Source organism: Pseudomonas sp. B21-032 (assembly GCF_024748965.1).
GTDB lineage: Bacteria > Pseudomonadota > Gammaproteobacteria > Pseudomonadales > Pseudomonadaceae > Aquipseudomonas.
In genome coordinates this window covers 3,332,876-3,345,018 of sequence record NZ_CP087180.1, presented here as the reverse complement: position 1 = coordinate 3,345,018, position 12,143 = coordinate 3,332,876, and the positions used below count along the sequence as shown (strand labels likewise).

Annotated in this window: 7 protein-coding genes; 2 read left to right on the top strand and 5 right to left on the bottom strand. The window is 62.0% G+C overall.

Annotated elements, in window-relative coordinates; translation table 11 throughout:
* Positions 1 to 62 precede the first annotated feature (62 nt).
* The 4 genes from LOY54_RS15320 to mexE form a co-directional block, all read right to left on the bottom strand.
* Positions 63 to 1,118, bottom strand: a complete 1,056-nt coding sequence (locus LOY54_RS15320; RefSeq protein WP_258607000.1) for a tetratricopeptide repeat protein — start codon at positions 1,116 to 1,118, stop codon at positions 63 to 65.
* A 228-nt stretch (positions 1,119 to 1,346) separates the two neighbouring features.
* A complete protein-coding gene (locus LOY54_RS15315) occupies positions 1,347 to 2,774 on the bottom strand; it encodes an efflux transporter outer membrane subunit (RefSeq protein ID WP_258606998.1) in 1,428 nt (475 codons plus the stop codon).
* On the bottom strand, positions 2,771 to 5,950 hold the full coding sequence (locus tag LOY54_RS15310) for an efflux RND transporter permease subunit (protein ID WP_045198110.1): 3,180 nt from the start codon (positions 5,948 to 5,950) through the stop codon (positions 2,771 to 2,773). Before LOY54_RS15310 ends, LOY54_RS15315 begins: the two co-directional genes overlap by 4 nt.
* Before the next feature lie 12 nt (positions 5,951 to 5,962).
* Entirely contained in the window at positions 5,963 to 7,204 is a 1,242-nt protein-coding gene (gene mexE / locus LOY54_RS15305) for a multidrug efflux RND transporter periplasmic adaptor subunit MexE (RefSeq protein ID WP_093381986.1), read from the bottom strand.
* A 183-nt stretch (positions 7,205 to 7,387) separates the two neighbouring features.
* Here mexE and LOY54_RS15300 point away from each other — a divergent pair, with 183 nt between their 5' ends.
* Positions 7,388 to 9,649, top strand: coding sequence for a KAP family NTPase (locus LOY54_RS15300; RefSeq protein ID WP_258606996.1), 2,262 nt, complete (start codon positions 7,388 to 7,390; stop codon positions 9,647 to 9,649).
* A gap of 48 nt (positions 9,650 to 9,697) precedes the next feature.
* Positions 9,698 to 10,801 carry a hypothetical protein gene (locus LOY54_RS15295; RefSeq protein WP_258606994.1) on the top strand — a complete coding sequence of 368 codons (1,104 nt, stop codon included), beginning with the start codon at positions 9,698 to 9,700 and terminating at the stop codon, positions 10,799 to 10,801.
* A 28-nt stretch (positions 10,802 to 10,829) separates the two neighbouring features.
* Here the strand turns inward: LOY54_RS15295 and LOY54_RS15290 are convergent, their stop codons facing one another.
* Entirely contained in the window at positions 10,830 to 12,131 is a 1,302-nt protein-coding gene (locus LOY54_RS15290) for a di-heme oxidoredictase family protein (protein ID WP_258606992.1), read from the bottom strand.
* Between the last annotated feature and the right edge of the window lie 12 nt (positions 12,132 to 12,143).

Here is a 12,143-nt window from a genome sequence, read left to right as displayed (position 1 = left end):
ATCTCTGGACCACAGGCTGGGTTGAGGGGTTCAACCGGGTTGTCAGACGGTCGTTTGCAAGCCTACAGGCCTTGCTGCACCAACGGATCGTCGGGATTCTGCTGCTCCAGCTGGGCCAGCAGCACCTGCACATTCTGCAACTGGCCGGTCTCTTTCCAATACTCGATCAGCAGCACCCGGGCCTTGCGGTTGGCCGGTTGCCGGGCAAGGATGGTTTCCAGTTGCTTTTGCGCGGCGTCGACCTGCTCCAACTGATGCAGGCTGGTGGCCAGGGTGTAGCGGTAGTCATTGTTGTCCGGCTCCAGCTCCAGGGCCCGGGCAAAGGCCAGCAGGGCGTATTCGTCCTGGCCGTGGCGCAGCAGCCAGCGGCCCAGTTCATGTTGTAGAAAGGCCGAGTCGGGACGTTGTTGCAGGGCCTTGGCCAGCACCTGGCGCGAGGCGTCGGTCTGGTTCTGGCGCTCCAGCAACTGCACCTGCGCGGCCAGTGCTTCGAGGTTATCCGGCGCCAGCTGCAAGGTGCGCTCAAGCGCCTGCGCGGCCTCCTGGTAGCTGTTTTCATGCAGGTACAGCTGCGCCAGGTGCAACTGCGCGCTGGCATCGTCGTCGCGCTGCGCCAGCACCTGCTGATACTGCTCCAGCACCTCTTGCAGCGGGCCGAAGTACAGGCCGATGTCATCGGCGCTGAGCCCCAGCAGGGCATCGACCACGGCGAAGCGTACGCTTTGCTCCTCATCATCGAGCAACGGCCCGAGCACCAGGCTGCGCTGGGCGCCGGGCAGCATCGTCTGGATACTGGCGATGGCCGCGCGACGCACCAGCGGCTCGTCATGCTGCAGGTCGCGGCTGGCCAGTTTCAATGCCAGCGGCGAGGGGTAGTTGGGCAGTTCTGCATACAGGCTGGCGCGGCGGATCGGCGACAGGTCATTGCGCCCCAGTTGCTGGTAGAGCACCCGGGCGGCGCCGGGCTGGCCGTCCTGGGCCATGGTCAGGGCCTTGGTGTAGCTGTGCTTGAGGGCAGGCGTCGGCGCCGGGCTGTCGTCACGCCAGAAATAGCCACCCAGGCCGAGGATGATGAGCAGGGTCAGGCTGATAAGCGTGTACTGGCGCTGTTTCGACATGGTGAATCCGAAGCGTGTCGCGGCTGCAAAGGCTTGAGCTTGGGTCACGAGGGCCGGTGGCGTCAAATGTAAAAGGGGGGTGGGGCCCTATCGCGGGGCAAGCCCGCTCCTACAGATATCGCAGCGATGCCAAATCTGTAGGCGCGGGCTTGCCCCGCGATCGGCCATAAAAAAGCCCCGCAAGCGGGGCAAAAGGCCGGTCAGAAACCAACCAAAGGAGCCGTTGAATCAGTTCGCCGCAGCCACGCTTTCGGCCTGCCAGCCGCCACCGAGGGCCTTGTAGATGGCGACGATGCCGCGGTACAGGTCGACTTCGCCCTGGGCCTGGGCATCTTCGGCGCTCAGGCGTTCGCGTTCGGCGTCGAGCAGCACCAGGTAGTCGACCGTGCCTTCGCGGTAGCGAATCGAGGCGAGGTCGGCCGCCTTGCGGCTGGCTTCGCTCTGGCGCAGCAGGGCCAGCAGCCGTTGCTGGCGTTTGCTGTAGTCGCTGAAGGCGTTTTCCGATTCTTCCAGGGCCAGCAATACCTGCTGCTCATAGTTGGCCAGCGCACCCTCGGCATCGGCGTTGGCGCCGCGCAGGCGGGCGCGCACGCTGCCCAGGTCGAAGGCCGCCCAGGTGATGCTCGGGCCCAGGGCCCAGGCCTTGGCGGCCGAGGAGCCCAGTTGCGAGCCGCGCCCGGCGGTAAAGCCGAGAAAGCCGCTGAGGCTGACCCGGGGGAACAGGTCGGCGGTGGCCACGCCGATGTTGGCGGTTGCCGCTGCCAACTGGCGCTCGGCGCTGCGGATATCCGGGCGGCGCTTGAGCAGCTCGCCGGGGTCGCCCACCGGCAGCGCCTTGGCGATGGCCGGCAGTTGCGCCGGCGACAGGTCAACCGCCAGGGCATCCGGGCGCTGGCCGAGCAGAGTGGCGATGCGGTTGCGCGCCCGTACCTGTTCGGCCTGCAGTTGCGGCACGCTGGCCTCGACCGCCGCCAGGCGGGCATCGGCCCGCACCACATCAAGGTCGTTACCGACCCCGGCGTCACGCAAGGTTTCGGTGATACCCCGCGAATCCTGCTGGGTCTTGAGGTTGGCCAGGGCGATCTTCTCGCGCAATTGCGCACCGCGCAGCTGGCCATAGGCATCGACCAGTTCGGCGATCAGGCTCACCTGCAGTTGCTGCAGGTCGGCCTGGGCGGCGTCCTGCTCGGCTTCGCTGGCTTCAAGTTGACGCTGGATGCGGCCGAACAGGTCCAGCTCCCAGGCCATGTCCAGGCCCAGGTCGTAGCGTTCGCTGTTGACCCGGTCCTCGCTCTGGCCAGGCACCTGGCCCTTGCCCAGGTCGGCGCTGGCACGGCTGGTGACGGTGGGCAGGGCGTCGTTGCTGACATCGTCGCGAATCGCCCGCGCCGCTTTCAGGCGGGCGAAGGCCACGCGCAGTTCGCGGTTGCCGTCCAGCGACTGGCTGACCAGTTTGTTCAGTACCGGGTCGTCGAACTGATTCCACCAGATGCTTTCAAAACGGCTGCGGTCGAAGGTGGCCTTGGCGCTCGGTTCGTTGGCCGCGCTCAATTGCGCCGCCGCGGTGTCCGGGGCCTTGTAGTCCGGGCCCACCGCACAAGCGGCCAGGGCCAGCACCAGCAGGCTGGGCATAAAGAGTTTAATACTGCGGTTCATGCATGAGTCTCCAGCTTCAGCGCACGCGCCGCTTTGCGGGCCTGGCTGCGTTCCACGTAACGGCGGATCAGAACAAAGAACACCGGCGTCAGCAGCAGACCGAAGAAGGTCACCCCGATCATCCCGGAGAACACCGCCACACCCATGGCATGACGCATTTCAGCACCGGCGCCGGAGGAGAACACCAGCGGCACCACACCCATGATGAAGGCGATCGAGGTCATCAGGATCGGCCGCAGGCGCAGGCGGCAGGCTTCCAGTACCGCGGCCAGCGGGTCGAGGCCTTCGGCCTGTTTGTCCTTGGCGAACTCGACGATCAGGATGGCGTTCTTGCACGCCAGCCCCACCAGTACGATCAAGCCGATCTGGGTGAAGATGTTGTTGTCGCCACCGGACAGAATCACCCCGGTAATCGCCGACAGCAGGGTCATCGGCACGATCAGGATCACCGCCAGCGGCAGGCTCCAGCTTTCGTACTGGGCGGCCAGCACCAGGAAGGCCAGCAGTACGCAGAGCGGGAAGACGAACAGCGCGGTGTTACCGGCCAGGATCTGCTGGTAGGTAAGCTCCGTCCATTCGAAAGTCATGCCGTTGGGCAGTTCTTCCTTGAGCAGTTTCTCGATGGCTTTTTCCGCTTGCCCGGAGCTGTAGCCCGGTGCTGCGGCACCGTTGATCTCGGCGGTGATGAAGCCGTTGTAGTGCATGACGCGGTCCGGCCCCGAGGTGTCGCTGACCTTGATGAAGGTCGCCAGCGGGATCATCTCGCCCTGGTTGTTGCGCACCTTGAGCTGGCCGATCTGCTCGGCTTCAAGGCGGAACTGCTGCTCGGCCTGGACGTTGACCTGGTAGGTGCGGCCAAAGCGGTTGAAGTCGTTGGCGTACAACGAACCCAGGTAAATCTGCAGGGTGTCGAAGATATCGCTGATCGCTACACCGTGGGTCTTGGCCTTCTCGCGGTCGATGGCAGCATCGACCTGCGGCACGTTGACCTGGTAGCTGGTGAACAGCCCGGCCAGCTCCGGCACGTTGTGGCTCTTGGCGATGATGTTCTGGGTTTCCTTGTACAGCGCTTCATAACCCAGGTTGCCGCGGTCTTCGATCTGCAGGCGGAAACCACCGATGGTGCCCAGTCCCTGTACCGGCGGCGGCGGGAAGATCGCGATGTAGGCGTCTTCGATATCGGCGAACTGCGCGTTCAGCGCGGCAGCAATCGCGGCGGCCGACTGGCTCGGGTCCTTGCGCTCGTCGAAGGGCTTGAGCGGGGTGAAGACGATGCCGCTGTTCGGGCTGTTGGTGAAGCCGTTGATCGACAGGCCCGGGAAGGCCACCGAGTCAGCCACGCCCGGTTGCTTGAGGGCGATCTCGCTCATTTTCTTGATCACCGCCTCGGTGCGGTCAAGGCTGGCGGCATCCGGCAGTTGCGCGAAGGCGACCAGGTACTGCTTGTCTTGCGCCGGTACAAAGCCGGTAGGCGTCGACGAGAAGCCCAGCCAGGTCATGATGATCAGGCCGCCATAGACGAACAGGGCGATGCCGCTGCTGCGGATGACCCGGCCGACAGCGCCGACATAGCCATGGCTGGCACGGTCGAAGAAGCGGTTGAACGGGCCGAACAGCCAGCCACCGAGCAGGCGTTCGAGCACTTTCGAGAAGCGGTCTTTGGGTGCGTGGTGCTCCTTGAGCAGTACCGCGGCCAGGGCCGGCGACAGGGTCAGGGAGTTGAAGGCCGAGATCACCGTGGAAATAGCGATGGTCAGCGCGAACTGCTTGTAGAACTGCCCGGTAAGGCCGGAAATGAACGCCGCCGGCACGAACACCGCGCACAGCACCAGCGCCGTGGCGATGATCGGCCCGGTCACTTCGCCCATGGCCTTTTGCGTGGCTTCCAGGGGCTTGAGGCCCAGGCCGATGTTACGCTCGACGTTTTCCACCACGACGATGGCGTCGTCCACCACGATACCGATGGCCAGTACCAGGCCGAACAGCGACAGGGCGTTGAGCGAGAAGCCGAACAGGTGCATCACCGCGAAGGTACCGATCAAGGAAACCGGAACCGCCACCAGCGGGATGATCGAGGCGCGCCAGGTCTGCAGGAACAGGATGACCACCAGCACCACCAGGATCAGCGCTTCGAACAGGGTGTGGACCACCGCCTCGATCGAACCGCGAACGAATACCGTTGGGTCATAGACAATGCTGTAGTCCATGCCTTCAGGGAAGTCCTTCTTCAGCTCGGCCATTTTCGCCCGGACCTCGTCGGAGATCTCGATGGCGTTGGAGCCTGGGCGCTGGAAGATCGGGATGGCCACGGCCGGCTGGTTGTTCAGCAGCGAGCGCAGGGCGTACTGGCTGGAGCCGAGCTCAACGCGGGCGATGTCCTTGAGGCGGGTGATCTCACCATCGGCGCCGGAGCGGATGATGATGTTCTCGAACTCTTCTTCGCTGACCAGGCGGCCCTGGGTGTTGACCGACAGCTGGAAGCTGGTGGCCCCGGGTGCGGGTGGCGCGCCAAGTTGACCGGCGGCTACCTGACGGTTCTGCTCGCGAATGGCGGCGACCACGTCGCTGGCGGTGAGGTTGCGCGAAGCGGTCTTGTTCGGGTCGAGCCAGACCCGCAGCGAATAGTCGCCCATGCCGAACAGTTGCACGTCACCGACACCGCCCAGGCGCGCCAGCTCATCCTTGATGTTGAGGATGGCGTAGTTGGACAGGTAGAGCATGTCGTAGCGGTTGTCCGGCGAGGTCAGGTGCACGACCATGGTCAGGTCGGGCGAAGCCTTGTCGACGGTAATACCGATACGCGTAACTTCCTCGGGGAGCTTGGGCTGGGTGCGGGTCACTCGGTTCTGCACCTGAACCTGTGCGTTGTCCAGGTCGGTACCGAGGGCGAAGGTGACGGTCAGGGTGACCTTGCCGTCGGCGGTGGACTGCGAGGACATGTAGAGCATGTTCTCGACCCCGGTAATCGCCTGCTCAAGCGGCGCGGCGACGGTTTCGCCGATCACTTTCGGGTTGGCGCCGGGGAAGTTGGCACGCACCACCACGGTGGGCGGTACCACTTCCGGGTATTCGCTGATCGGCAGCTGGAACAGCGAGATGCTGCCGGCGATCAGAATCAGCAGCGACAGCACCGCGGCGAAGATCGGCCGGGTGATAAAAAACTTGGAAAAATTCATCGGACTGATCCCTTAACCGCGCGGTGCCGAGGCACTGGCGAGTTTTACGCTGGGGGTGGCCACTGTTTTGCCCTGGATACTGGCTTCGAGCGCCTGACGTTGTTGGGCGAGGGCGGCGATGGTCGCGTCACTGGCCATTGGCGTGTCCTGCGGGTCGACTGGCGAGCCCGGGCGTACCCGTTGCAGGCCCTTGACGACGATGCGGTCATCCTTGCTCAGGCCGTTGCGCACGATGCGCAGGCCTTCGAGTTTCGGCCCCAGCTCAACGGCGCGGTAGGCGGCCTTGTTGTCCTTGTCCATGACCAGCACGAACTTCTTGCCAAGGTCGGTGCCGACCGCTTCGTCGTTGATCAGCACCGCCGAGTAGGTGGCGCTGCCGACCAGTTTCAGGCGTGCGTACAGGCCCGGGGTGAACTGCCCGTCGCGGTTGTCGAACACCGCGCGGCCACGGATGGTGCCGGTCTTGGGGTTGACCTGGTTGTCGACGAAGTTCATCTGGCCCAGGTGCGGGTTGCCGTTTTCGTTGGACAGCCCCAGGTACACCGGGGTGCTCTGGCCGCGCTGGCCGTCGCGCGCCAGCTGGGTGTACTTGAGGTACACGCGCTCGTCGGCGTCGAAGTAGGCGTAGACCTTGTCGGTGGAGACCACGCTGGTCAGCGGCGTGACGTCAGCCGTGACGATGTTGCCGGCGGTGAATTGCGCGCGGCTGACCCGGCCGCTGATCGGCGCGGTGACGCGGGTGAAGCTTAAGTTCAGGCGCGCCAGGTCCAGTTGCGCCTGGATCGCGGCAACGCCGGCGCGGGCTTCGGCAGCGGCGCTGGTGCGCGACTCGGCAAGCTCGGCGGAAATCGCGTTGCTGCTGCGCAGGCGCTCGCCGCGCTGGGCTTCGTTTTCGCTACGGATGGCGGTGGCGCGGGCTTGTTGCAGTTGGGCTTCGAGGCGGCGGACCTCAGCCTGGAACGGACGCGGGTCGATCTGGAACAGCAGATCGCCTTTTTTCACCTGGGCGCCTTCGGTGAAGGCCACCTGGTCGATCTGCCCGGAGACGCGCGGACGCACCTCGACGGTTTCCGGCGCTTCCAGGCGGCCGGTGAACTCGTCCCACTCGTTGATCGGTTGTTCCAGTACCTTGGCCACGCTGACCTTGGCCGCGGCCGGCGCCTGTACGGCCTCCGGGGTGCGACCGCAGGCACTCATCACCAATACAGCCAATAGAGCAAGGGGGTAACGCAAAGGTTTGAGTGACTGTTCCATGGGGAGTCCGCCAATTTATTGATAGTGGGCGGATTCTGCGATTTGAAACTATCAACGACGAATCGAATGGGGCGAAGGTTATTATCATTGGGAATGATATGAGGAGTGTAAGGGCAGCGTTTCGAGGGTATGCTCCTGGCGATTGATGGCTAGAGGCCATGCAGGGATAGGACCGGAGTAGCAATGCCAACGCATGAAGTACAAGGTGCAGTTGAAGGCCACGACAGAGCCGCGCAACAGCGCGAAGACGATTTGCTCGATCGCTGGAGCATCGCCCGATCGGTACTGCGCGCCGCCAGCGCAACACCCGCATGGTCGACGCGAATTGCCTTGTGCGGCAGGTGGGGTAGTGGCAAGACCAGCGTGCTGAATTTCATTGAGCGTCAGGCTGGGCAAGAGAATCGCCGACGTTGTCAGGCAGATAGGCAATGGGTGATTGTGCGATTTTCAGCGTGGAATGCCACCGAGCAAGGGGGGATCGGCAGTTTTTACCAGGCATTGCTTGGCCAGCTGGGTAAACAGCAGATCAAAGTACCCAGGCTGGCCCGATGGGCTAAAAACGCCGCTGCGAAACTGGGCGGTATGGCCGATGTCGTGAAGGTCGTTATCGACGCGGGGGTGAAGCTCCTGCCTGGCGCAGAGGTCACGACGGCCGCAGTCGGGGGAGTGCACAAGTTGCTCGCCAGGCTACCAAAATGGCTGCAACCAGGTGCCGAGGATTTGCGTGCTTTGCAGGCGGAACTGCATTCGGTTCAGGTGCTGGTATTTATCGACGACCTCGACCGCATCGACCCCAAATTGATCCCCAGCGTATTGATGAGCTTGAAAGAGCTGCTGGACTGGCCAAGGTTCGTCTTTGTCCTGGCGTTTGACCTGGAGGTTGTCAGCAAAGCGCTCAAGGATCATTCGCAAGCCTTCGGCCCTGATGCCCAGCGGTTTCTGGAAAAAATCATTGATATTCGCTTCCACTTGCCGGAACCAGAGGCCGAGCAGGCAGCCAGCCTGGCCTGGTCATTGTATGAGCAGAACTTGGCGTTCATACCCAGGCCGGCCTATGCCAGGGTCGTTGACTGTATGCCGGGTAACCCGCGCTTGGCGAAAGCGATTGTCCGGGAACTCTGTTTGTACCGGGAGGTGGCAGGAAGGCACGCCAGCCACGAGCTACGCTGGGAAGTCATTGTTTTGCAAACCATCTTGCGCCATGAAGCGCCGGCAACCGAACGTGCACTTGCGAGGGCTTTGCAATCTGCAGAGAGTGGCTTGAAAGCAAAAAAAGACAGTTTTGTAGCTGAATCCATCAAGGCAGACGAGGTGGGTTTCGAGGCATTGCAGCGCAAGGTTCAAGAGTTCCTCTTGCTGTGTGAGCGCGTGCCCGCAACATTGCTAGCAAAACAGGCAAAGTTGCTGATCAGCGAGCCCGTTTTCACTGACAAGGAATATCAGGACTTTCTTCGCCGATGGAACGCACAAGAAGAGGCCGAGCAGGTGTCTGCATTTATCAGACAGTGCGTTGACATTGCCTTCAAGCGGCCAGGTGATGTGGCCCGTGAATTTCTCGAAAAGGTTCTGGCTGACTACGGGGATGCTTCACGGAAAATGGTCGATCAGCACAGTGAAGGGTTGCGTCGGTCATCTACCGATGCGGCTCATAAGCAGCTTTCGTTACTTGAAACTAGCTGGCGCATGAGTGATCCGGCGATCCAGGAAAGTTGCCAGAGCCTCGACGCCTTCACGCGCCTATGGGGTAATACGTTGTTGAGCAGAATGTCCTTCATGTCGGCATCGGCGCCTCGGGACTTTGTGCAACGCGAAGAGCAGCTGCTCGAACGTGCGCTGGAGGGGTGTCGTAGCAAGATCGAGCTGTTCGAGTGGATGCAGGCGATGCTCTATCGGCATTCGCTGGAAAAAAGGACGAGCCAGCGCCAACTTCAGTTCATCGATAAACTGGCGCGGTCATTAGATTCTGAGGTTATCGACAGCACCCTGCAGGCGTTTATCCAAGCCAGGGGAGTGGCCCGTGCGCAGGCGCAGTCAGGCAATCCACACGGTTCGTTGTACTGGCGGTTAACCTCTGAGGATTCACCACTCTACACTCCGGCGGGATGCCGCCGGCTGTGCCAACTGTTCGAGGACGTGCCATCGGCGGTTACGGCGCGGGCTGATTTCACGGAGAACGTCGTTGATTATCTGGTTATGTTGGCAAGTCGCATCATGCCCACCCAGAAAATGGAAACCTACACTGCGCAGCAGGTACGGCAAATGCAGGACATTGCTGCGACGGCTTGGCGTACCTTGCTCTCGACCGCTCAGGATTATAAAGACCCGGGGAGGTTGATGGATAATCACAAGTACCTGTCCTCTTACCTTGATAGCGCGCTCATCCCAGTACCTGAATGGCTATCGCAATGGCATGAGCGTACGCGGATGAGCAGGGTCGAAAATTAGCAGCAATAATAATCGGGCCATGCCCAGCATGGCGGGCAGGATGTGGGAATGGAAACGGTAGACGAAGTGAAGGATGTATTGTTGGCAGGTATTCGTAGCGGTCTTGAACTCGGCTATGTAGCAATGGTGCTGCAGTACGCCGGTTTTATCTGCATCGCCGCAATCATTGGTTTTTTGTGGGTGACTCGCCGGGTCAAGGAAAATAAGGTTCCGCTCACCGAGAATAGCTTCCAAACGTTTTATTGGATCAATCGGCGGGGCGTTTTCTCGATCATCATACTGCTATCGATTTTTAGTTTATTGAATGCGATAGTTATTGTCTGTTCCGCAGAGGGCGGCGACTTCCATAATAGCCTGTCCGTGCACCCAGAGGTTTTGTTGTACTCGACGGTTATTGTGTTATTGATGGTCATTTTCATGCGCGGGCAGGGGTTCGCCCTTCCTTTGGGCGGCGGGGTTTCGCTGGGTGTCGACGCTACAGAGCTTCAGGCTGGCAAGCCAGTCAAGCGCGTCATGAGTTTTCACCTGAGTTGCGATTTTGAGAAAAATCGGTCCTTTGTACTGGAGAAAGTTGAAAAGGCGGTCCGTGAAATTCAAGGTGGCGGGCCAGCGTTCGAGGTGGTACTGAAAAGCTGGTTTCTCGCCAGCAAACATGGAATGGATGACGCCTTGGTCAGGCAGTTTCGGCAGCACATGCGTGGCACACGATATGCTGTGCTATCCATTGTTGCTGCGTTGGTATCTCTGTTTGTGGCGATGGTGATATATGAACTCTTCACTTACGTTGCTGCGCAGCAGTGTGTGGGCTGGCAGTGCGTGTCCTACGCAGGGTTTATTGTAAAGGTCTGTGGTGCAATAACGCTGATCGGCATGTTCGATGTGCTAATCGAGTTGTTTTACGCTCGTAGAAAAATGAAGGAGATCATTAGTCGCTACCGAAAGGCGCCGTCACTGGTTAACAACCGCAACGCATTCGAAAACGGCAATTGTGAAGTGGTCGCAAAGCGAATGCAGCGTAAAGCCGCTGTTCACTGTCGGTTCATCAAACCTGAACCGATGAGCCTGAGAAATTTTCTTTCCATCAGTGTGTTGATGCCCAATGTTATGAACACCTGTGTCGGGGCTGAGGCCGGCTTAATTTTCTCCGGGTGAGGCGAGGGCTCTCAAGGGCACTGCACCTCTACAGTGAGCGCAGGAATTCCAGTAACTCCTGGCGCTCCTGCCGCGAATAGCCTGCAAAGCGCTCCCGCGCCACTGCCGCCTCCCCACCATGCCACAACACCGCCTCCTCAAGCGTACGCGCCCGGCCATCATGCAGATACCCGGCACCGGGGTTGATCCGTTCGAGCAAGCCCAGGCCCCACAGTGGCGGGGTGCGCCACTCGCGGCCGGTGGCCAGGTAATCGTCACGGCCATCGGCCAGGCCCGGGCCCATGTCATGCAGCAACAGGTCGCTGTAGGGGGCGATCTGTCGCGCTGACAGCAGCGGGAACAGCGGATGCTGGCCCGTGCTCAGGCGCGGGCGGTGGCATTGTGCGCAGCCAGCCTGGTTGAACAACTGCTCGCCACGTTGCACCTCGGGTTTGCTCCGGTCGCGGCGCGGCGGTGGCGCCAGGTGGGCCAGGTAGAAGTGCAGGTCGCTCAGTTGCACGGCATCGAGCTCCGGTTCGCCGCCGCTGGCGGCCTGGCGACAGGCCGTTTGCAACGGCGTGCAGTTCTGTTGGGGATACAGCGGCGAAGTGATCCCCAGGTCACCGTGCATGGCGCCGGCAATCTGCTGACGCAGGTCCGGCTGGTTGGCCTTGAGGCCAAAGCGCCCGGGCTCAAGGCGCTGGCGTTCGACGCTCCATACCTGGTTGATGCGGCCCTTGACGCCATCGGGCTTGGGCGCGTCGGCCAGTGCCTGCAGGGTGCTGGCCTCGATGGCTTCGAGCAGGCCCAGGCCGAACACCGGCGAGCCGACCCGCATCGAGGTGCGCACGTTACCCAACGGGCCGTAGGCCTGTTCGCTGAAGCTCAGGCGCGGCGAACGCAGGCCGATGCGTTCGCCATTGGTCAGGGTGGCCCACTGCTCTTGCCAGCGCACTTGCGCCCGACCTTCAGCGGCCACGCCGGGAACAGCCGATTCGCTGAGCTGATCACCATAGACCGGATGTGGCAGCGGCCCGCCGTGGGCATCGTGCCCGGGTAGCGACAGGCGCACCAGCATCGTGCGCAGCGGTTGCTGTTCACTGGCAGGTGCCTGCCCGCGACCATTCTTGGGGTGGCAGGCAATGCAGCTGATGCGGTTGTACAGCGGCCCCAGGCCATCGACCGCTTCGTCCCGTGAAGGCGCCACCACCCAGGCCTGGCGGAACAGGCTGCGGCCGTGAAAGAAACGCTCCAGTTGCTGCGCATCGTCCAGCCCCGGCAAGGGCTGGGCGAAGGCTTCACGGCTGACGGCGGCGCTGGCGGGCGTGCTCAGCAGCGTGGCGAGCAGCAAGCAGATACCGCG

Bases quoted from the DNA above. Each gene is read 5' to 3' on its own strand.
- LOY54_RS15320 (WP_258607000.1), bottom strand. From the start codon at position 1,118: ATGTCGAAACAGCGCCAGTACACGCTTATCAGCCTGACCCTGCTCATC.
- LOY54_RS15315 (WP_258606998.1), bottom strand. From the start codon at position 2,774: ATGAACCGCAGTATTAAACTCTTTATGCCCAGCCTGCTGGTGCTGGCC.
- LOY54_RS15310 (WP_045198110.1), bottom strand. From the start codon at position 5,950: ATGAATTTTTCCAAGTTTTTTATCACCCGGCCGATCTTCGCCGCGGTG.
- mexE (WP_093381986.1), bottom strand. From the start codon at position 7,204: ATGGAACAGTCACTCAAACCTTTGCGTTACCCCCTTGCTCTATTGGCT.
- LOY54_RS15300 (WP_258606996.1), top strand. From the start codon at position 7,388: ATGCCAACGCATGAAGTACAAGGTGCAGTTGAAGGCCACGACAGAGCC.
- LOY54_RS15295 (WP_258606994.1), top strand. From the start codon at position 9,698: ATGGAAACGGTAGACGAAGTGAAGGATGTATTGTTGGCAGGTATTCGT.